20 protein-coding genes and 1 pseudogene are annotated in these 19,939 nt (G+C 53.1%); all 21 read left to right on the top strand.

The window, feature by feature from the left end; genetic code table 11:
- The first annotated feature begins 283 nt into the window (after positions 1–283).
- The 21 genes and pseudogenes from ACT3UM_RS20120 (at position 284) to ACT3UM_RS20020 (ending at position 19,860) form a co-directional block, all read left to right on the top strand.
- Positions 284–1,363, top strand: a complete 1,080-nt coding sequence (locus tag ACT3UM_RS20120) for an IS110 family RNA-guided transposase (protein ID WP_498901831.1) — start codon at positions 284–286, stop codon at positions 1,361–1,363.
- Between the two features lie 16 nt (positions 1,364–1,379).
- Positions 1,380–1,676: pseudogene (locus ACT3UM_RS20115) on the top strand (integrase core domain-containing protein); the annotation flags it as partial.
- Positions 1,673–2,197, top strand: coding sequence for a hypothetical protein (locus tag ACT3UM_RS20110; RefSeq protein ID WP_498901829.1), 525 nt, complete (start codon positions 1,673–1,675; stop codon positions 2,195–2,197). The pseudogene ACT3UM_RS20115 and the gene ACT3UM_RS20110, both read left to right, overlap by 4 nt.
- Positions 2,198–2,230: 33 nt before the next feature.
- A complete protein-coding gene (locus ACT3UM_RS20105) occupies positions 2,231–2,680 on the top strand; it encodes a flagellin (protein ID WP_498901828.1) in 450 nt (149 codons plus the stop codon).
- Positions 2,681–2,879: 199 nt separating this feature from the next.
- Positions 2,880–3,557 (top strand): hypothetical protein, encoded by a 678-nt coding sequence (locus ACT3UM_RS20100; protein ID WP_498901827.1) that lies wholly within the window; start codon positions 2,880–2,882, stop codon positions 3,555–3,557.
- Positions 3,558–3,723: 166 nt separating this feature from the next.
- Positions 3,724–4,494, top strand: a complete 771-nt coding sequence (locus ACT3UM_RS20095; protein ID WP_498901826.1) for an amino acid ABC transporter substrate-binding protein — start codon at positions 3,724–3,726, stop codon at positions 4,492–4,494.
- Positions 4,495–4,588: 94 nt separating this feature from the next.
- Positions 4,589–5,257, top strand: a complete 669-nt coding sequence (locus ACT3UM_RS20090) for an amino acid ABC transporter permease (RefSeq protein WP_035580497.1) — start codon at positions 4,589–4,591, stop codon at positions 5,255–5,257.
- On the top strand, positions 5,254–6,009 hold the full coding sequence (locus ACT3UM_RS20085) for an amino acid ABC transporter ATP-binding protein (RefSeq protein WP_498901825.1): 756 nt from the start codon (positions 5,254–5,256) through the stop codon (positions 6,007–6,009). Before ACT3UM_RS20090 ends, ACT3UM_RS20085 begins: the two co-directional genes overlap by 4 nt.
- A gap of 116 nt (positions 6,010–6,125) precedes the next feature.
- Entirely contained in the window at positions 6,126–7,694 is a 1,569-nt protein-coding gene (locus tag ACT3UM_RS20080) for an ATP-binding protein (RefSeq protein WP_498901824.1), read from the top strand.
- A gap of 275 nt (positions 7,695–7,969) precedes the next feature.
- Positions 7,970–8,236 carry a 30S ribosomal protein S20 gene (gene rpsT, locus ACT3UM_RS20075; protein ID WP_022521977.1) on the top strand — a complete coding sequence of 89 codons (267 nt, stop codon included), beginning with the start codon at positions 7,970–7,972 and terminating at the stop codon, positions 8,234–8,236.
- A 155-nt stretch (positions 8,237–8,391) separates the two neighbouring features.
- Entirely contained in the window at positions 8,392–9,975 is a 1,584-nt protein-coding gene (gene murJ / locus ACT3UM_RS20070; protein ID WP_498901813.1) for a murein biosynthesis integral membrane protein MurJ, read from the top strand.
- Between the two features lie 64 nt (positions 9,976–10,039).
- Positions 10,040–11,107: a bifunctional riboflavin kinase/FAD synthetase gene (gene ribF / locus ACT3UM_RS20065; protein ID WP_498901811.1), complete on the top strand. Its 1,068-nt coding sequence runs from the start codon at positions 10,040–10,042 to the stop codon at positions 11,105–11,107.
- Positions 11,091–13,961 carry an isoleucine--tRNA ligase gene (ileS, locus tag ACT3UM_RS20060; protein ID WP_498901809.1) on the top strand — a complete coding sequence of 957 codons (2,871 nt, stop codon included), beginning with the start codon at positions 11,091–11,093 and terminating at the stop codon, positions 13,959–13,961. Before ribF ends, ileS begins: the two co-directional genes overlap by 17 nt.
- Positions 13,954–14,502, top strand: a complete 549-nt coding sequence (gene lspA / locus ACT3UM_RS20055) for a signal peptidase II (RefSeq protein ID WP_498901807.1) — start codon at positions 13,954–13,956, stop codon at positions 14,500–14,502. The genes ileS and lspA overlap by 8 nt, the downstream gene beginning before the upstream one ends.
- A gap of 36 nt (positions 14,503–14,538) precedes the next feature.
- On the top strand, positions 14,539–14,985 hold the full coding sequence (fkpB, locus tag ACT3UM_RS20050; RefSeq protein ID WP_498901805.1) for an FKBP-type peptidyl-prolyl cis-trans isomerase: 447 nt from the start codon (positions 14,539–14,541) through the stop codon (positions 14,983–14,985).
- Between the two features lie 38 nt (positions 14,986–15,023).
- Positions 15,024–16,010, top strand: coding sequence for a 4-hydroxy-3-methylbut-2-enyl diphosphate reductase (gene ispH / locus ACT3UM_RS20045; RefSeq protein ID WP_498901803.1), 987 nt, complete (start codon positions 15,024–15,026; stop codon positions 16,008–16,010).
- A gap of 81 nt (positions 16,011–16,091) precedes the next feature.
- Positions 16,092–16,496 (top strand): type IV pilin protein, encoded by a 405-nt coding sequence (locus ACT3UM_RS20040; RefSeq protein ID WP_498901801.1) that lies wholly within the window; start codon positions 16,092–16,094, stop codon positions 16,494–16,496.
- A complete protein-coding gene (locus tag ACT3UM_RS20035; protein WP_498901799.1) occupies positions 16,483–17,073 on the top strand; it encodes a pilus assembly FimT family protein in 591 nt (196 codons plus the stop codon). The genes ACT3UM_RS20040 and ACT3UM_RS20035 overlap by 14 nt, the downstream gene beginning before the upstream one ends.
- Positions 17,070–17,495: a type IV pilus modification protein PilV gene (gene pilV, locus ACT3UM_RS20030; protein ID WP_498901797.1), complete on the top strand. Its 426-nt coding sequence runs from the start codon at positions 17,070–17,072 to the stop codon at positions 17,493–17,495. Before ACT3UM_RS20035 ends, pilV begins: the two co-directional genes overlap by 4 nt.
- The gene (locus ACT3UM_RS20025) at positions 17,495–17,980 is read left to right on the top strand and encodes a PilW family protein (RefSeq protein WP_498901795.1); all 486 of its coding nucleotides are present in this window, start codon (positions 17,495–17,497) and stop codon (positions 17,978–17,980) included. Before pilV ends, ACT3UM_RS20025 begins: the two co-directional genes overlap by 1 nt.
- Positions 17,977–19,860 carry a pilus assembly PilX family protein gene (locus ACT3UM_RS20020; protein WP_498901793.1) on the top strand — a complete coding sequence of 628 codons (1,884 nt, stop codon included), beginning with the start codon at positions 17,977–17,979 and terminating at the stop codon, positions 19,858–19,860. Before ACT3UM_RS20025 ends, ACT3UM_RS20020 begins: the two co-directional genes overlap by 4 nt.
- Positions 19,861–19,939 lie beyond the last annotated feature (79 nt).

Genomic DNA, 19,939 nt, shown 5'->3' with positions numbered 1-19,939 from the left:
GTGCCAGGTGTTTCTGGGTTGATTCGGCACTTATAGTAATTGACCTATTCTGAAGACCTGGTGCCGTGAGGGCTCCCGGGTCTCCTGACCCACATTCCGATCGACCCGGGTAGTGTGTGTGTCTTTCCCTGGACCTGTCGGTGACCCGGGAGCACTGGCGGCGAGGTTTCGCCTCGTCGAAGCATGTGACCCAAGAAGGGCCTGACAGCCTGTCTCATTACTGTCGTGTCCAGGCTATCGAACTCGGTGAAACCATCCTGAATCAATAGCTTGGAGATCCACCATGAGTCAGCAACCCAGTGATCGCTCTGTCATTATCGGCGGTGTTGATACCCACAAAGAGCTGCATGTGGCCGCCGTCGTGGATGCCCATGACCGTGTGCTTGGCACCGCCAGCTTTCCTACCACCCGGCATGGCTACAAGACTATGCTGACCTGGATGCGCTCTTTCGGCGAGCTCAGCCGGGTGGGGATTGAATGCACCGGCACCTATGGAGCTGGCCTGCTGCGCTACTTACAGCGCGCAGGCATCACTATCTTGGAAGTCACGACACCCGATAAGACCGTACGGCGCAAGCGCGGCAAGGATGACGCAATCGATGCAGAGAATGCCGCTCATGCGGCCTATGCGGGTATTCGCACTGTCACCCCGAAGACACGTGACGGGATGATCGAGTCCTTGCGTGTCCTGAAGGTTTGCCGAAAAACTGCGGTCGCGGCTCGCCGTGTGGCCCTCCAGATGATCCAGACTCAAGTGGTCTCGGCGCCAGAGGAACTGCGCGATCTGTTGAGGAACATGACGCGAATGCAGCTGCTTCGGACACTGGCGGCATGGCGACCCGATTTGAACGGGTACCGGGATGTCACGATGGCTTACCGCATCGCCCTGAAATCCCTCGCGCGCCGCTACCTGGAACTGCACGACGAGATTGCCGATTTGGACGTCATGATCAAGGCTATCGTCGATGAGCTGGCACCAAAGTTGGTGTCGCGAACGGCAGTAGGCTACGAGACGGCCGCACAGCTACTGATCACGGCAGGCGACAATCCGGACCGCCTTGGCTCAGAAGCCAGCTTTGCGGCGCTATGTGGCGTTAGTCCTATTCCTGCCTCGTCAGGTAAGACGCAGCGGCACCGGCTCAACCGTAGTGGCGATCGCGCCGCCAATAGTGCGCTGCATATCATCGCCATCGGGCGGCTACGCCTGGATGCCGATACTCAGGCATACATTGCCCGGCGGGTGGGAGAGGGCCACTCCAAGCTGGAAGCCATCCGATGCCTGAAACGCTATATTGCCCGGGAGCTCTATTATGTGCTGCGCAGCCGCCATCGGGAGATAAATCAGACGCAAATCGCCACTTGACACTTAGAAGGGCGTCCAGGGTAGTCAGTATGCAAGCCGCAAGTTCCGCCAAAGACTTTGGCGCTATCGAATTAAACAAAGCATGAGCCGACGTGGCAACTGCTGGGACAACTCGCCGATGGAAAGGCTGTTCCGGAGCCTGAAATCGGAGTGGATACCGGCTTTGGGATATCGAAATCTACCTGAGGCCAAGAAAGACGTTAGTGGATATCTGATGGGTTACTACAACCAGCAGCGCCCTCATTCGTTTAACGGTGGCATGCATCCCGTTGTGGCTGAGGAAAATCTTAAATTACTGTCCGGGATTAGTTGACCACTACATCTCATATTACTGAGCTTCTTGAGCCTGGTTTTAAGGGTTCTACCTCTGGTACAGTTTCATTGGCTTACATACCTGAGGGGGCCACTAACGTCACGTTGGAGATCGACTCTTTTGGTTTAGATGATGACATTCAGATCTTCACGCAAGATGGGAAGCATCTAATAGGAACGCCTATTGATGGGTCTCATCCTGACCATGTTTTGCAGTCCCGCGACGCTACCGATCTTAATGCTTCACTACTTACGTCTGATAATGGATTTGAACCGGGGGCCAGTTACGATGCTAGCCTGCTACAAGATGCAGCGGGAAGTTATGACCTAAACTTGCCGCCTGTTGAACTTGATTATAGCGACATGAAAATTACTTATAGCGGCGACGGTGATCGGCTTGATGAGGCATCGGCTGATGATGACGGTACCGAGTTTAACAACGGCAATCTATCGGAAAATATGCTGGAGCGAGTAACTTTCGATAAAGTCACCGAAAACCTGATTGTTTTCGTTGTAGGTTAAGGTTCATTTAATGCCAGAGCTACCTGGGATGACATGCCAATTGAGTATGGCGATCCCGAGCCAGTATCAACCCCCGTTAGCACTCCTAGCAATATAGTGGTCAGTGCTGGCGTTGATCAGGAAATGGATTCCATCACGATCGCTCCCACGCCTTCTGATACTCAATCACTGGGGCTTGAAGGGGTGGAGCTGGATCCTATCGAGAAGGCCTTAGAAGCGATGCAGAAGCTTGAGCAGGCAATGGGGCAAGTTGATGGCTATCGAATTCAGTACGGGGCGCTCAACAACCGCTTTGAATCTGCCATTGGCACCTTGAGCCAGGAGCAAGTGAACTTGGGAGCTGCTAAGTCGAGAATTGAGGATGCTGACTATGCTGTAGAGGCATCTAATATGATGCGCACACAGATTTTGCAGCAAGCTGGTACCTCGATGCTAGCTCAGGCCAACCAGAATCCACAAAGCGTGCTTTCTCTGCTGGATTAATTAACTAGCCGATCGGTGTGTTAATTGTGCGAGTCCCAACACCTACTGGACTTGCTTCTTCTAAACCCTCTGCCACTAATGACTTAGCCCGCAAAAATTGATCTTCCCAGCGTTTGCTCGATAATGAGTCGTTATCTTGGCACTCGTCGGCTTGCGGGTGCCCAAATTTTACGTTCGTCATTGGGCAGGAAGACACCCCATGGATCCGCATAAACTAGCGGTAACCTTAGCGATTGCTGCAGGTTGGTTGAGTTTCAACAGCCTGGTCGTTGGCATGTATTTCTTACTAAGCGGCAGAGGCGTACTCGAAAGTGGAATGTGGAGTGGCGGAGAGTGGCTAAGGCTAGGGCAGTCAGCGCCAGCCGATGAGAGCAATGAAATCCCCGCTGAGCCCCCTGCTGTTGCTAAACAGATGAATACCTCCTCTACGTTACCCGAGAGTGAAGATAGCGTAGAGGAGGTGGCACCTGTAGAGGCAGAAGAGAGCTCTCATGTACTGTTTGTGATGTTTGACCAACCGGATATCGCACTCAACAAAAAGCTGTTATCGAGCCTGCAAAAGTGGGAGGCCCACTACGATGCGGCCTTTCAGGTTTACAGCGTGCCAGGCGTTACCCCGCAAAATCCATTGCGGATTGCTAATGCCTACCCGCCTGGAGTGATGCCCTCTCCAGAGGCCTTCCTGCAAGAAGAGCACTTAATCGGTGGCGTAAGTGTGATCCTCAAAAAGCCCAAGCGTAGGCGCGGTTTTGATAAGGTGCAGTTGGAGAAGCTGGTGGCGTTTACCCAGGAGTTGGCAGCGTTAGGCGGAAGCGTGTTGGATGCTGAGCGCCAAGTTGCTACCCCTAAAACGTTCCTGGCTATCAAACAAAAGTAGCCATACAGCCCTTTGTAACGGCATATTCAATAAGGGAATAAAAATTAATTTTAATATTCTTTTGTATGCTTTTGTCGTAGGGGTAAAATAGTCGACATTAATGTTTCATGACTATTTGTTTGGCTATTCGCATCGTCGCACTATCGACCAACGAGGAAACAGACTCATGCCACTACCCCGTAAGCTTAATCTCACCCTGGCCGCGCTTTCGTTGAGTGTTGCCAGCGGGTTGTTTGCCGCCGCTGCTCATGCAGATTCGCTCCGTGTGGGCATGTCCGGTGGTTATTTTCCCTTTACCTTCGTTGAGCAAGACGAGCTACAAGGCTTTGAAGTTGATGTAATGAACGCCGTGGGCGAGATCACCGGTGATGACATTGAGTTCGTTACGGCGAGCTTCTCGGGCTTGGCAGGTATGTTGGAGTCTGGGCGTATAGACACCATTGCTAACCAGATTACGATCACCCCTGAGCGTCAAGCGAAGTATGTGTTCACTTCGCCTTACGTGTACGACGGCGCACAGGTGGTGGTGCGGGCTGGTAATGATGCCATTCAAGGTGTGGAAGATTTATCCGGCAAGAGTGTTGCGGTTAACCTGGGCTCGAACTACGAGCTGCTACTGCGTGAGCAGCCGAACGCCGATGAAATCGATATTCGCACCTATGAGTCCAATATTGAGCAAGATGTGGCACTAGGCCGTGTTGAGGCGTTTGTCATGGATCGCGTCAGCGCTACGCAGGTCATTAAAGAGAAAGGCCTACCACTGGAACTGGCTGGCCAGCCGTTCTCGACCATTGAGAATGCGCTGCCGTTTCGTGATGACGAGGCAGGTCGTGAGCAGCGTGATCGCGTTGATGCAGCCCTTGCTCAGCTTCGTGAAAGTGGTGAGCTGCGCGAGATATCTGAAAAGTGGTTTGATACCGATATCACTCAGCCGTAACCGTTTGATTTATCCGTTCTACGCGGCCGTGGCAATGCCATGGCCGTTTGCTTATACGCGATGCGCTAATGGCTAATGACTATGTTGAATAACCATGCTTAACCTCGAGTATATGTGGGGGCTGCTGCCGGTTCTGCTGCGCTACTTGCCGCTCACGCTGGAAATGGCGACGATTGCCATGGTGTTTGCGCTGATTTTGGCTTGCCTGCTGGCGGTGGTTCGCGTGTCAAAAGTGCCATTCTTAAACGGCTTTGCGCTGCTGTTTATCTCGTTTTTCCGTGGCACGCCGCTGCTGGTTCAGCTGTTCCTTTTCTACTATGGCTTGCCGCAGCTAATAAGTGCATTGATCTCTATTACCGGTGTTACCGCCGCGGTGCTGGGGCTAACGTTGCACTTTTCTGCTTATATGGCCGAGTCGATTCGTGCAGCCATTGTGGGGATTGACCGCAGCCAGACCGAGGCTGCGCTCTCCATCGGCATGACCCAGTCGCAGCTTATGCGGCGTATTATTCTGCCCCAGGCCACCCGCGTGGCAACGCCGACGCTAATGAACTACTTCATCGATATGATTAAAGCGACCTCGTTGGCCTTTACGCTGGGGGTTACCGAATTAATGGGCGCCACGCAAAAAGAGGCCGCGGGCAGCTTCCTTTATTTAGAAGCGTTCTTGCTGGTGGCGTTGATCTATTGGGCGATTGTGGAAGTGCTTTCCTGGGGGCAGCGTCGGCTGGAAATTTACCTGAATAAGGCCTACCAACGATGATCTCGCTGCAAGGCATTACCAAGCGTTTTAGCGGCCACACGGTGTTTAAAGATATCGACTTGAGCCTTTCCCGGGGCGAAATCATTGTGATCATTGGCCCTTCTGGCACGGGTAAGTCAACGCTGCTGCGCTGTATTAACTTTTTAGAGCGCCCGGACGCGGGGCGCTTAACCGTCGGGGATTTAAGTGTCGATACCCAGCGCGCCAGCCGGGCGGATATTTTGGCGCTGCGTCGGCGCACGGCTTTTGTGTTTCAGAACTATGGCCTGTTCGCCAATAAAACCGCGCTGGAGAATATCAGTGAGGGCATGATCGTGGTGGACAAGATGCCCAAAGCTAAAGCCCATGCGCGGGCGAGGGAGATTCTGGAGCGTATTGGCTTGGCGGATAAGGCGGATGCTTACCCGGCTTCGCTCTCGGGCGGCCAGCAGCAGCGGGTGGGAATTGGCCGAGCGATGGCGGCCAACGCCGATGTGATTCTGTTTGACGAGCCGACTTCATCCCTTGACCCCCAATGGGTAGAGGAGGTGTTGAGCTTGATGAAACAGTTAGCGTTAGAGCGCCAGACGATGATCGTGGTCACCCACGAAATGCAGTTCGCCCGGGAAGTAGCTGATCAAGTGGTCTTTATGGATGACGGCGGCATCGTCGAGCAAGCACCACCAGAGGAGCTGTTCACTGCTCCCAAAGATGAGCGAACACGCCACTTTTTACGCAAAATTTTAGCGCCTATGGGGCAGGAGGCACCGTAAATGCTGAAGCTTGTTTTCATATAGACAAGCTATGCGTGAGCTAAGGCCCGCTAGAGATGAGAAGCGTACCTTGCGTGTTATGCTTGCGTTAAGCTCATTGGCTTCCTGAGGTTACTATGCCCACTGAGAACCGGCTCAAACTACCTATCGGCGTTCAGACCTTCTCAGATATCCGTGAAGGGGGTTACTACTACGTTGATAAAACGCCAGATATTCATCGCTTAACGGAAGAAGGAAAGTACTTTTTCCTCTCTCGCCCACGTCGTTTTGGTAAAAGCCTGCTGCTGGATACGCTGCGCTGTTTGTTCGAAGGACGCAAAGCGCTGTTTGAAGGGCTGTATATTCACGATAAATGGGACTGGCAAACTGAGCATCCGGTGATTCGTATTAGCTTTGCCGATGGGCATTTGGTTAGTCGTGAAGAGCTGGATACCCATATCCGCTATCAGCTGGCTCAGCACCGCGAGCGCCTGGGTATTGTCAGTGAGCGGCCCAAACTAATTGCCAATGATTTTTCGGATCTGATTCGCCGCGCACACCAGAAGTTTGGTCAACGTACGGTAGTGCTGATTGATGAATACGATAAGCCGATTCTCGATAATATCCTGGTGCCAAAGAGAGCTCTCGAACTGCGTGAAGGGCTTAAAAACCTTTACAGCGTTCTTAAAGATGCTGACCCATACTTGAACTTTGTACTGCTTACCGGTGTTTCAAAATTCAGCAAGGTTAGCCTTTTCTCAGGACTGAATAATCTCAATGACATTACTTTAGATGCGCCTTACGCGTCGATTTGTGGCTATACCGATGAGGATGTTGATAGTGTATTTGCGCCTGAGCTGCCGGGGTTGGATCGTGCTCAAATTAAGCATTGGTATAACGGCTACCGTTGGGGCGGTCAGGAAGTCACCGCTGTTTATAATCCCTTTGATGTATTGCTGCTGTTTCAAAAGCGTCAGTTTGGGCCTTATTGGTTTGAGAGCGCCACACCGACATTTTTAGTAGAAATTTTAAGACAGCGAGGCGTATTTACGCCGTCATTAGATCAGTTGGAAACCGAGTCTGAATTGCTGAGCCGTTTTGATGTTGACCACATAGCCACTGAGGCGCTGCTTTTTCAAACGGGATACCTGACCGTTAAACAGGTAGAAGAGCCCATGTTGGGGTATCGGTTATATACCCTGGGCTTTCCGAATCAAGAAGTAGAAACCAGCCTAAACCAAGCATTATTGCCGATATTAGGCGTTGAAAACGCACCTCGTGAACGCAAAACGTTGTTCACACATTTGCGTGCTCATGACTTGGCAGGTCTGGAAGTTCATCTTAAAGCTCTTTACGCTGGGCTACCCCACGATTGGTATCGCAACAATCCCATTGCCCAGTATGAAGGGCATTATGCCAGTGTGTTTTATAGCCACTTTGCTGCTCTGGGGCTAAGTGTCACGGTGGAAGACGCCAGCCATTTCGGCAAAGTGGACATGACGGTGGATTTCGCCGGGCACCTTTACCTGTTCGAGTTTAAGGTGGTGGAGCAGTTGCCAGAAGGCAGCGCGCTGGGGCAGATTAAAGCCAAAGGTTACGCGGACAAGTACCGCGCCACGGGTAAGCCGATTCACTTGGTCGGCGTCGAGTTCTCTCGTGAACAGCGCCAGATTGTTGGCTTTGAGGTCGAAACGCTCTCAGCATAAAAGTGTGGGTATTTCATTCAGTGTTATACGTTACGCTTGTCAATGCGCCGCTAGCAAGCGGGCCTAGCGCGTGATAGACTACGCCATCCTCTCAGACAAGTCCCGTGGGTGGGCAGCTTATTTAGACTGCCTGCTACACATTTTGGTAGGGTGATATCCCAGCCAAATCAATTGGTTGTTGCGGAAACGTCGTGCTGTGACAGCGCAGCCGATGAACACATATTTAATTTCGTTGCCGTTTTATCGGCAACCTTTATTCTCCAAGGAGATACCCTGTGGCGAACAGCAAGCAAGCTCGCAAGCGCGCCCGCCAGGCCGAGAACCGTCGCGTCCTGAAATCCAGCCAGCGCAGCATGGTCCGCACCTACATCAAGCGTGTAGTGAAAGCGATCGGCACCGGCGACCACGCTAAGGCAATGGAAGAGTTCAAGGCCATGCAGCCGGTCGTTGACCGTATTGCAGACAAAGATGTGCTGTCTAAGAAGAAAGCAGCTCGCCTGAAGAGCCGTTTGAACAAGCGTATTAAGGCACTGGCGGCGTAAGCCGGCAGGCGCCATAAAAAAACCGGCTGCGGCCGGTTTTTTTGTGTCTGGATGATTTTCCTAGGTGGTCTTTTTTAGGTGATCTTTTCTAGATAGCTTCTTCTGGATGGTGTGTTCTAGATGGTTTTTTCTGGATGGTGTGTTCTGGATAGCTTATGACGGTGAATAAAGCACCCAATACGTCCCCTAGCACCGCAATAGCCCGCCGTGGGCTAATGCGCTCTGGTCTTGTGGTTAGTGCCATGACCATGCTGTCGCGGGTGATGGGGCTGGCACGCGATGTGGTCATCGCTACCTTATTGGGGGCGGGGGATGGCGCCGATGCGTTTTTTGTGGCGTTTAAGATCCCTAACTTTCTGCGCCGTCTGTTTGCCGAAGGGGCGTTTAACCAAGCCTTTGTGCCGGTGCTTTCAGAGTACTCCACCCAGCGCAGCCGTGAAGAGATCCGCGCGCTGCTGAATGCGACTGCGGGTAGTTTAACGGCAGTGCTGGCGTTGATTACCGCTGTGGCCATGCTCTGTGCACCGTGGCTGATTTGGGTGTTTGCCCCCGGGTTTGGCAGCGAGCCCGAAAAGCTGGCACTGACCGCGGATATGCTGCGCTTAACGTTTCCCTATTTATTGCTGATTTCGCTTACCGCGTTTTCAGGCAGCGTGCTGAATACCTGGAACCGTTTTGCGGTTCCCGCGTTTACCCCGGTGCTGCTTAACCTTTCGCTGATTGGTGCGGCGCTGTTTTTAATGCCGCTAATGGAAGAGCCCGCCATGGCGCTCGCCTGGGGCGTGTTGATCGCTGGAGCGGCCCAGTTGGTTTTTCAGGTGCCGTTTTTACTGCGTTTGGGGTTGATGCCCACGCCATGGCCAAATTTTGCCCATGAGGGCGTGCGACGCATACTGAAATTGATGGGGCCTGCGCTGTTTGGGGTATCGGTATCGCAAATTAATCTGCTGTTGGATACCGTGTTGGCTTCATTGCTGGCGGCGGGCAGCGTGTCGTGGCTCTACTATTCAGATCGTTTGGTGGAGCTACCCCTGGGCGTGTTTGGGGTGGCGATTGGTACGGTGATTCTGCCCGCGCTGTCTAAACGCCATGCTGACCAGTCCAAAGAGCACTTTGCGGCCATGCTTGATTGGGCTATCCGCATTGTATTGCTGTTAGGCTTGCCTGCGGCGCTGGCGCTGGCGGTGCTTGCCGAACCGTTGTTGATTACGCTGTTCCATTATGGGGCGATGACCGATAACGACATCCAAATGGCGGCCATGAGCCTGCGCGCTTATGCCTTTGGCTTGGTGGCCTTTATGTTGATCAAAGTATTAGCGCCAGGCTTTTTTGCCCGCCAAGACACCAAGACGCCGGTAAAGGTAGGTATTATCGCCATGGTCGCTAATATGGTGTTAAACCTACTGCTGATTTGGCCGCTAGCCCATGCCGGGTTGGCGTTAGCCACCGCGCTTTCTGCGTTCTTAAACGCTGGCCTGCTGGGCTATTTGCTGCATAAGCAAGGCGTGTTGGTCTTTCAGCCGGGCTGGAAGCGGTATTCGGTGCAGTTAATAGGTGGCAGTGGGTTAATGTGTGCGGCACTCTACTTTGTCGCACCTGACTGGCAAGCGTGGCTTACCTTTGGCCTTTGGCAGCGGGTAAGCTGGGTCGCTGGCTTAGTGGTATTGGGTGGGTCGCTTTATTTTGCCTGGCTGGCTGCACTGGGTTTGCGCATTCGTCATTTTAAAATGCAATCGTAACTGCACCCCGCCGGGCGTGTTCGTTATAATCAGAGGCTTTAACTCCTCCAACGGCTGAGGTGCCATGCGCGTCATTCGAGGTCTGCACAACTTGAAAGCGGCTCATCGTGGCTGCGTTGCGACCATTGGTAATTTCGATGGGGTGCATCGCGGCCATCAAGCCATCCTGCAGCAGTGCCGTGAGCATGCGGCGCGCTGGAGTGTGCCGCTGACAGTGGTGGTGTTCGAGCCCCAGCCGCGGGAGTTTTTTGCCGGTGACCAAGCACCGCCGCGGTTAACCCGGCTGCGCGAAAAAGTGCGGCTACTGCGCGATTTTGGCGCTGAGCAAGTGCTGGTTCTGCCGTTTAACGATGCGCTGCGCAGCCTTACCGGGCGTGAGTTTATCGACCAGGTATTGATCGATGGGCTCGGTGTTAAACATTTGGTGGTGGGCGATGATTTCCGCTTTGGCTGTGATCGCCGTGGCGATTTTGCCTTACTGGCAGAGGTGGGGCGTGAACAGGGCTTTGGCGTAGAGCACACCCGCACCTTTACCGTGGATGACGAACGCGTTTCCAGTTCACGAGTGCGGACGCTGCTTGCCAGCGGCAATTTTTCTGCTGCCGCGCGCTTGCTGGGTCGTGCCTATTCGTTACATGGCCGCGTGGTGCGCGACCAGCAGCTAGGGCGCACCATTGGTGTACCGACTGCCAACCTGCCGCTGATGCCCCAGCCGTTAACGCTGCGTGGGGTCTATGCGGTAGTGGCTGAACTGGAAAATGGAGAGCGCTACCCGGCGGTGGCGAATGTCGGCTTCCGCCCCACGGTGGGCTCAGACCGGCCAACGCTTGAGGTGCACCTGCTGGATTTTAACGCTGACCTTTACGGCCAACGCATGACGGTGTTTCCCTGCGCGCGGCTACGGGGTGAGGTGAAGTTTGACGGCCTTGAAGCGCTTAAAGCGCAAATTGAACGTGACCAGGCCCGCGCTCGCCACTATTTAAGCGCGATGGTGGGTAAGCAAGACTATTCTCTTCCGCTGGCCTCGGCCCCGCTTGGGCGTGAGTCGATGTCTTCAGATGCTGGGTCTTCAAATACAATTTCTTCTGATTCTTCTTCGGCGGATGATGCCGCCGATGCTAACAACGGCTGACGAGACCATGGATTATAAGCATACGCTGAATTTGCCTGAAACTGATTTCCCCATGCGCGGCATGCTGCCGAAGCAGGAGCCTGGGCGAGTTTCCCAGTGGCAGGATATGAACATTTACCAGCGCCTGCGTGAAGCGCGTGCGGGGGCGCCGCTGTTTGTGCTGCACGATGGCCCTCCCTACGCCAATGGCAGCATCCATATTGGTCATGCCGTTAATAAAATTCTTAAAGATATTATCGTTAAGTCAAAAAACTTAGCCGGTTTTGATGCGCCCTATGTACCGGGGTGGGACTGCCACGGCTTGCCCATTGAGCACAAAGTTGAAACGACTCATGGCAAACACCTGGCACCCGATCACGCCCGTGAGCTTTGCCGTGAATACGCTGGCGCCCAGGTTGAAACACAACTGGCCGACTTTGTTCGTTTAGGCATTATTGGCGATTGGGATCACCCCTATCGCACTATGGATTTCGCCAACGAAGCGAGCGAGATTCGTGCCTTGGCCGAGATGGTCGACGCGGGTTATGTGTTTAAAGGTTTGAAGCCGGTCAACTGGTGCTTTGACTGTGGTTCGGCGCTGGCGGAAGCCGAAGTGGAGTACGCTGATAAAAAATCTGACGCCATCGACGTGGCCTTCCCAGTGGAAGATGCCGATAAGCTCGCCGCGGCCTTTGGCTTAAGCGAACTGTCTAAGCCTGCGGCAGTGGTGATCTGGACGACCACGCCGTGGACTATTCCGGCCAACCAGGCGCTTAACGTTCACCCTGAGTTCACCTATGCACTGGTCGATACCGGCGAGCGGTTGCTGTTGCTGGCGGAAGAGTTGGTGGAGAGCTGCCTAGAGCGCTTTGACCTGCAAGGTGAAGTGATTGCTACCACTCAAGGCAAGAGTCTTGATCTGATCAATTTCCGCCACCCGTTCTATGATCGGCTCTCGCCGATTTATCTGGCAGAGTACGTCGAGTCAGAAGTGGGTAGCACCGGTATCGTTCACTCCGCACCCTCTTACGGCATGGATGACTTTATCACCTGCCGCGAGCATGGCATGGAGTTCGACGACATGCTCAACCCGGTGCAGGGCAACGGCGTTTACGTTGATGACCTACCGTTCTTTGGCGGTCAGATGATTTGGAAAGCCAACCCGCATATCGTCGAAAAACTGCGCGAAGTGGGTGCGCTGATGGCGCATATCCCGATCAAACATAGCTACATGCACTGCTGGCGCCACAAAACGCCGGTGATCTACCGTGCCACGGCCCAGTGGTTTGTGGGCATGGACATTCAGGGCAAAGACGGTAAAACCCTGCGCGAGCGTGCTTTGGAAGGCATCGAAGCCACGGCTTTTACCCCCGCTTGGGGGCAGGCGCGTCTGCACAGTATGATCGCTAACCGTCCAGACTGGTGTATCTCCCGCCAGCGTAACTGGGGCGTGCCGATTCCGTTCTTCTTACATAAGCAAACCGGCGAGCTGCATCCGCGTACCGTTGGGTTGATGGAAGAGGCGGCCAAGCGCGTTGAGCAAGAAGGCATCGACGCCTGGTTCAAGCTTGAACCGGCGGAGCTGCTGGGTGCAGAAGCGGCGGATTACGATAAGGTCACTGATACGCTGGATGTCTGGTTCGACTCTGGCACCACCCACCGCCACGTACTGCGCGGCTCGCACCCCCATGGTCACGAAAGCGGCCCGCGGGCGGATCTATACTTGGAAGGCTCTGACCAGCACCGCGGCTGGTTTCATTCGTCGCTGCTGACGGGGTCGGCCATTGACGGGCATCCGCCGTATCGTCAACTGCTTACCCACGGCTTTACCGTCGACTCCCAGGGCCGCAAACAGTCGAAATCGCTGGGCAACGTGGTCGCGCCACAGGAAGTGATGGATAAGCTGGGCGGCGATATTCTGCGCCTATGGGTCGCCTCGACCGATTACTCCGGCGAAATGGCAGTATCTGATGAGATTTTGAAGCGCACCTCCGATGTGTATCGGCGGATTCGTAACACCGCCCGCTTCCTGCTTTCGAACCTTAACGGGTTTGATCCAGAGAAAAACCAGGTAGCGTTTGGCGATATGCTGGCGCTGGATCAGTGGGTGGTAGATCGTGCTCACCAACTACAGGCGCGGATCGAAAAAGCCTACGAAGAGTACCGCTTCCTGGATGTTTATCAGCAGGTGCATGGTTTTTGCGCCCGGGAGCTGGGTGGCTTCTACTTAGATGTCATCAAGGATCGCCAGTACACCACGCAAACTGATTCACTGGCGCGGCGCAGTGCGCAAACAGCGCTCTATCATGTGGTGGAGGCGCTGAGCCGTTGGATTGCGCCGATCCTCTCCTTCACCGCTGAGGAGATTCACGAGAATATCCCCGGTAAGCGCGGTGACAGCGTGCTCTTGGAGACCTACTACACTGGTTTGGGCAGTCTGGACGACAACGCTGAGCTGGGCCGTGCTTTCTGGGAGCAGGTGCTGGAGGTCAAGCACTCGGTTAACAAGTGCCTGGAAGATGCCCGTAATGCCAAAGTCATTAAAGGCAGCCTGGCAGCTGAAGTCACCCTGTATGTCAGCGACGAGCTGCAGGCGACGCTGGCTAAACTGGGCGATGAGCTGCGTTTTGTGATGCTGACGAGTGAAGTGACGCTTAAGCCCTTGTCTTATGCAAGTGAGACTGAGTTAGGCGATGCAGAAGCGACGGAGCTAGATGGCCTCAAAGTCGCCGTCAAAGCCAGCGACAACACCAAGTGTGAGCGCTGCTGGCACCATCGCCCGGATGTAGGCACCCATGCGGATCATCCTGATCTCTGTGGCCGCTGTATCAGTAACCTCTCCGAAGGCAGCGGTGAGATTCGTTACTATGCCTGATAACAACACGCCCAGTGAGACCGATAAAAACGCGCGGCCGAATATGCAGCGGCCGCTGCGCTGGCTATGGCTGGCGGCGGCGGTGATTGCCTTGGATCTGGTCACCAAGTACATAGCCAGTAGCCAGTTGGGCTATGCCCAGCCGGTAACCGTGCTGCCGTTCTTTAATTTGACCCTGTTGCACAATACCGGCGCGGCGTTCAGCTTTTTAGCCACCCATCCCGGCTGGCAGCGCTGGTTCTTCGCCTTAATTGCCGTGGGTGCCAGCGTGGCGCTGACAGTGTGGCTTTCGCGGATCAAGCACGACGAAAAGCTGTTGGCGATAGCGCTACCGCTGATTATCGGTGGCGCGCTGGGGAATCTCTACGACCGCCTGGTGCATGGCTATGTGGTCGATTTTCTCTCTTTCCACGCTGCCGGATGGTACTACCCGGCGTTTAATGTGGCGGATATCGCGATTACTCTGGGGGCGGTCGCTCTAATATGGGAATCCATTATGGGCGAGCGGCGGCGCAAAAAAGCAGCCAACGCTTCCAATTAATCGAACGTTGAGAAAAACTGACTATTGAGAGCTGCGATGAGCGACTATCTGATCGATGAAGGTATGGAAGTGACGTTGCACTTCACCTTAAAGCTGGAAGATGGCACCTTGGTGGACTCCACCAAAGAGAAAGCGCCGGCCACGTTTGAGTTTGGCGACGGTAATCTGCCGCCCGGTTTTGAGCACCCCATTAAAGGGTTGGCCGCAGGTCAGGAGGGGACCTTTCAGATAACCCCTGAGCATGCCTTCGGCCAGCACAACCCGCAAAATATTCAGACCCTGAAACGAACCGATTTTGGTGATGAAGCCCCAGAAATTGGTATGGTGATGTCGTTTGCCGATAAAGCGGGAACGGAATTGCCCGGTGTGGTCAAAACCATTGACGGTGACCGTATTGAAGTGGACTTCAATCACCCGCTGGCAGGGCGTACCCTGACGTTTGAAGTCGAGGTGCTCGACGTCAAACCGGTGACAACGCATTAATTCACTAAACGATGCCGCTTACGCATCAAGGCGCTACTATGCAATCGACGCAACCGACACAATCACAGTCCATCCAGATCAAGTTAGCCAATCCGCGTGGTTTTTGTGCCGGTGTGGATCGCGCGATCGATATCGTCAACCGTGCACTGGATGTGTTTGGCCCGCCTATCTATGTGCGCCATGAGGTTGTCCACAACCGCTTTGTGGTCGAAACCCTGCGTGCCCGTGGGGCCGTGTTTGTTGAAGAGCTGGATGAAGTGCCCGATGACGTTATCGTCATTTTCTCTGCCCACGGCGTTTCCCGGGCGGTGCAAGCCGATGCGGAACGACGGGGTTTGAAGGTGTTTGACGCCACCTGCCCGCTAGTGACCAAGGTTCACCTTGAAGTGCTGCGCTACGCCAAGCGCGGCCAGGAGTGCATCTTGATCGGCCATGAAGGCCACCCGGAAGTCGAAGGCACCATGGGGCGTTACGACACTTCCCACGGCGGCCGGATCTACTTGGTAGAGGACGAAAAAGACGTTGCTAAGCTGGAGGTGAGTGATCCAACCAAGCTGGCTTTCGTGACTCAGACGACGCTGTCGATGGATGACACCGCCAAGGTGATCGATGCGCTGCGCGATAAGTTTTCTGACATCCAGGGGCCGCGCAATGACGATATCTGCTACGCCACGCAGAACCGTCAGGATGCAGTACGCGAACTAGCCGCCCAAAGTGATCTACTCCTGGTGGTGGGCAGCCCCAACAGCTCAAACTCCAACCGCCTACGTGAGCTTTCGGAGCGTATGGGCACGCCCGCCTATTTGATCGATAACGCTGATCAGATCGACCCGCAGTGGCTTGATAATGTTTCACGGATTGGTGTAACCGCGGGTGCCAGTGCTCCTGAAGTGCTGGTCAAAGGCGTGATTGCCAAGCTGCAAACCCTGGGCGCTGCACTACCCGAAGAGCTCCAAGGTCGCGAAGAAACCATTACCTTTTCGATGCCGAAGGAATTGCGTGAAAAGGTGATTGTCAGCAGCTGATCACAACCTTCGTGATGCAATGCGTATTAGTTTGCGACATACTGAAACGGTATGAGCCAACTAATACAGGAGCAGAGCCGCGTGTCTTATGTTTCTCACTCTTTTTCTGGCCGTTCTTTGCTGAAGGGCCAGCGCGGCTTCACCCTCATTGAATTGATGATTGTGCTGGTAATCATTGGCATCGTCGCCTCCTTTGCCTACCCCAGTTATACCCGCTATGTGCAGAAATCAGTACGAACTGACGCCCATGCGGCCCTTATGCAAGCTGCTTCGGAGCTTGAGCGTTGTTTTACCCGAAATTACTCGTACGTCAATTGCGACAATGTATCGACCGACTCGCCAGAGAGGCACTATATCATCGCGCTGACTATTAATGACGGAGGCAGGGGGTATCTGTTGAGCGCAAGTACGGATAAAAACGACGATTGCGAAAGCAGTATTACGCTTAGTTCGAGCGGCGAAAGGTTACCTCATGCTTGTTGGTAAGCGAGGAGGTCAAGCCGGCTTTACCCTGATTGAGCTACTGGTCACACTGATGATCGCGGCCATCATGGCGATGATGGCGGTTCCTGCGTTTTCGGATTTCCTTGCTCGTCAGCAATTTTCCAGTGATGTTAATGAACTGATCTCAGTGCTCAGTTTTGCCCGCAGTGAGGCGATAAAACAGCGCAGTGATATATCTGTTTTCTTTTCACCTCCAAACGCCACCACCTCTACCCGACGTCCAGTATCTTGTCGTAATAGTGAAACAACGGTAGCGAATGATGAAAGCGGTGAAGGTGAGAGTAGCTATCGCTACTCGGCGGGGTGCTATTGGGTGGAACACAGTGGCACGAACAATGAGACTACGCTGGTGCGGGTGGGCCAGTCAGCCAATATCACCTCGCCACAGCAAGCATTTTCGCTCACTTTCAAGAACTTAGGTGATGCCGATATTTCCCTCTGCCCTGCCTCGCCCTGCGAATTGATGTTAGCCCCTACTCGTGGAAATGCCTCGCTTTCACCTGTCACGCTGGTGATCCGTACCACGGGGAGCATTCGTCGGAAGGAGAGTGGTTCATGAGCTCTCAGCGCGGCTTTAGCTTAATTGAGGCGCTTATCGCGCTGGTGGTTCTCTCTATAGGGCTCATTGGTGTGGCGGCTATGCAGCTTAAAGCGCTACAAAGTGCTAATGCTGGGTACCAACGTTCGGTAGCCAGCGTTGCTGCAGTGGATGCCCAGGAGCGGCTTTGGGGGGCGTGGACGAGTTCTGCAGTAAATAGCTGTGACGATATTGATATTGAAGCGAAGTGGATAGCCGATTGGTTTGCAGATAGTGATTCAAACCCTCTGCGGAATGTTAATGAGCAAGGAGGTAGAATCGAGCCGACTGATACCGACTGTGAGTTTACCATTGAGATAGATTTGGGTAGCCGAGCGGACGATTCCGCCTCTGATACATTTTCTTATACATTTCGTCTGCCGCAACTTGGCGGGGGGCAATAATGGCACTCAAGCAAAAGGGCTTTACGCTTGTTGAGCTAATGGTGGCAATGGCGATTGGTGCGGTTATTATTCTGGGGGCGGGCCAACTATTTCTGACGACATTCCAAACGTTTCAAACTATTGACAAGGTAAGCCGTAAACAAGAAGCGCTTATTTTTGCAGTTAATATACTGACTGAAGAGGGAAGGAAAGGCAATATTGGCGATTACGCCATTAGGTCTGATAAGCGTAGTTCAAATGGTCAAAGCCGTTACTACTGTGTGTTGCAGGATGAGGTAGAAAAACAGCCGGTGGTAGATCTGGCTCGAGTGGATAGTGAGGCGGACTGCCCTACGCTGACTGAGGCTAACAGTGATGGCGTGCAGTATAAGCTCACACTGTTAGTGGGCGATTGTCGAAAGGAAGATGATTTAAGCTGCGATAAAATTACTTTTACGGTCAGCAACCGTCGAGAGGCCATAACATCACGCGAGGCAACTTCATGAAACAACAGCAAGGCGCTGCCTTGATCATTGTTATGGCGCTGCTTTCCGGTGCGCTGATGCTGGGTATCTCGGGCATGCGGACCGCGTTAATTGACGAGCAGTTGGCAGGTAATTACCGTGCATCTGTTCAGGCGCAGATGAATTCTGACAGTATGATGTCGGAGTTTAGAAATTATTCATCTCTAGACTTACTTGACAATATTTACACTGCAGAGTGTGAAGAGTCCCAGGATTGTTACCAAGAGTTTAAGCGTGACTTTTTAGACCATTTAAGCACGGTGAAAGAGTTTGAAACTCTTGAGAAAGTGGTTGATATTCGTGTGGATAAAGAGAAAGGCACCATAACGGTTGTCACGAGAGACCAGGGCACTAATAATAATGCTGACCGAGAAACGACTGCCACCTATGGACGATTAAGCGAAGGCGATAACTCAGAAGAAAATGGTAGCGGTGACAGCACCGGTAGCAATGATAGTGGCGTGATTGAGAATCCCTTTGCATCACCCGTGGTCGGCTGTGAAGGGGTCTCTTCGGCAGGGGGCTCCACCATCAGTAGCTATCGCTCAAGTGAAGGGGCGTGGAGTGGCCAGCCTGGCCGCTTTGCCGATAACGATATCCCTCTTATACGTACTACTGCTGAAAATGCCGACGTGATTCTGGGTAGAAGCGAACAGATTCATGGCGGTATAGAAGCGCTTGGCTCCGTTATACTTAATGGGTCTTCTCAGGTCTTTGGGAGTATTAACTCAAATAGTGATGTAAACTTAAATACGAGCAGCTCCATTCATGGTGATGTTGCTAGCAAAGGTGAGGTAAGTGTTGGCCCTGCCACGGTTAAAGGAAGTGTTTTCTCGGATGGCAATGTCACGTTAGCTAATGGTGGTTCTAAAGTTGAGGGCGATGTCGAAAGCTTTGCAGATGTTATTTTTACTGAAAGCGGTCGTGTAGATGGAGTTTTAAAGTCGGGTGGTGATATTGATTTTCAGAATTGGGGGGCAAGTGTAGGTAAAGGAGTATATGCTCAGGGTGATATTAATAGCCCAAGAAAACCTCCCTATAATCCGCCAGAAGGGCATGTTGATGAAGCTTATCGCACAAATTTCTTTCATAATACATCAGTTTCAATTGCCGAAATTGAAGAAATAGGGCCGCACCCCTGCGATACCGCTAACTTTGCAGGTAATTCGCTGAGCGAAGAGATAGAGCGTTATCAAATGTCGCTTACTTCAAGTGGTGATGTGAGAGTAGGCGCTTATCCAAATGAGGAATGGCGGCTTACTCCACAACAAATGGGGCGCTTCGATAAAACCTGGAATGTTAACCGTTGGGTTACCCATGCGTCGCCTGAAACTAATACGCTTATGGGTAATCAAACGCCAATTTACCGAGTCAACAATCTTAGGCTAACAAGCTCTCCATCTTTAAGGGTCAGTGGTGGGGATGTAGTGATAGTGGTAGATGGAGATTTCACAATGGGTGGCGGTGGGCCTGGACTGGTTATCGATCCAGACAGCAGCTTGACAGTCTTCGTCGCTGGCCAAACGGACTTTGGCAGTGTGCTTAACATGTCCTCTGCTAATTCCATTAACAGTAACGGGAAACCCACTTTTTCGCTTTTTTCAGGTTATAAAGGCGCCGGTAACGGCGTGAATTTTAGCTCTAGCAATCGTGTGGTTGCTAATGTATACGCGCCATATACGGGTGTTTCGGTTAATTCTGGCTCGGGCTTTTTTGGCAGCGTAAGAGGACGTAGTGTGAGTGTCAGTGGCGGCGGTAGCGTCGTTTACGATGAGTTGCTAGTTGACGCCTTTGGAGACTCCGAAAACGGTACACCAGAAGAAGGAAACAATGGTAATTGGCAGCTAGTTGGCTGGCAGTAACTCCATTCGCCACATGACCGAGTGCGAGTTATCATACCTGTATTTGCTTAAGAGCCTGTAAACTAAGAGTCATGAAAAC

The organism is Halomonas sp. AOP13-D3-9, assembly GCF_052379125.1.
Taxonomy (GTDB): Bacteria; Pseudomonadota; Gammaproteobacteria; order Pseudomonadales; family Halomonadaceae; genus Vreelandella.
Note: the sequence above shows the minus strand (reverse complement) of the source record. Positions and strands in the feature narration are given on the sequence as shown.

Coding starts and splice junctions, on each gene's coding strand:
- ACT3UM_RS20120 (WP_498901831.1), top strand. CDS start 284: ATGAGTCAGCAACCCAGTGATCGCTCTGTCATTATCGGCGGTGTTGAT.
- ACT3UM_RS20105 (WP_498901828.1), top strand. CDS start 2,231: ATGCCAATTGAGTATGGCGATCCCGAGCCAGTATCAACCCCCGTTAGC.
- ACT3UM_RS20100 (WP_498901827.1), top strand. CDS start 2,880: ATGGATCCGCATAAACTAGCGGTAACCTTAGCGATTGCTGCAGGTTGG.
- ACT3UM_RS20095 (WP_498901826.1), top strand. CDS start 3,724: ATGCCACTACCCCGTAAGCTTAATCTCACCCTGGCCGCGCTTTCGTTG.
- ACT3UM_RS20090 (WP_035580497.1), top strand. CDS start 4,589: ATGCTTAACCTCGAGTATATGTGGGGGCTGCTGCCGGTTCTGCTGCGC.
- ACT3UM_RS20085 (WP_498901825.1), top strand. CDS start 5,254: ATGATCTCGCTGCAAGGCATTACCAAGCGTTTTAGCGGCCACACGGTG.
- ACT3UM_RS20080 (WP_498901824.1), top strand. CDS start 6,126: ATGCCCACTGAGAACCGGCTCAAACTACCTATCGGCGTTCAGACCTTC.
- murJ (WP_498901813.1), top strand. CDS start 8,392: ATGACGGTGAATAAAGCACCCAATACGTCCCCTAGCACCGCAATAGCC.
- ribF (WP_498901811.1), top strand. CDS start 10,040: ATGCGCGTCATTCGAGGTCTGCACAACTTGAAAGCGGCTCATCGTGGC.
- ileS (WP_498901809.1), top strand. CDS start 11,091: ATGCTAACAACGGCTGACGAGACCATGGATTATAAGCATACGCTGAAT.
- lspA (WP_498901807.1), top strand. CDS start 13,954: ATGCCTGATAACAACACGCCCAGTGAGACCGATAAAAACGCGCGGCCG.
- fkpB (WP_498901805.1), top strand. CDS start 14,539: ATGAGCGACTATCTGATCGATGAAGGTATGGAAGTGACGTTGCACTTC.
- ispH (WP_498901803.1), top strand. CDS start 15,024: ATGCAATCGACGCAACCGACACAATCACAGTCCATCCAGATCAAGTTA.
- ACT3UM_RS20035 (WP_498901799.1), top strand. CDS start 16,483: ATGCTTGTTGGTAAGCGAGGAGGTCAAGCCGGCTTTACCCTGATTGAG.
- pilV (WP_498901797.1), top strand. CDS start 17,070: ATGAGCTCTCAGCGCGGCTTTAGCTTAATTGAGGCGCTTATCGCGCTG.
- ACT3UM_RS20025 (WP_498901795.1), top strand. CDS start 17,495: ATGGCACTCAAGCAAAAGGGCTTTACGCTTGTTGAGCTAATGGTGGCA.
- ACT3UM_RS20020 (WP_498901793.1), top strand. CDS start 17,977: ATGAAACAACAGCAAGGCGCTGCCTTGATCATTGTTATGGCGCTGCTT.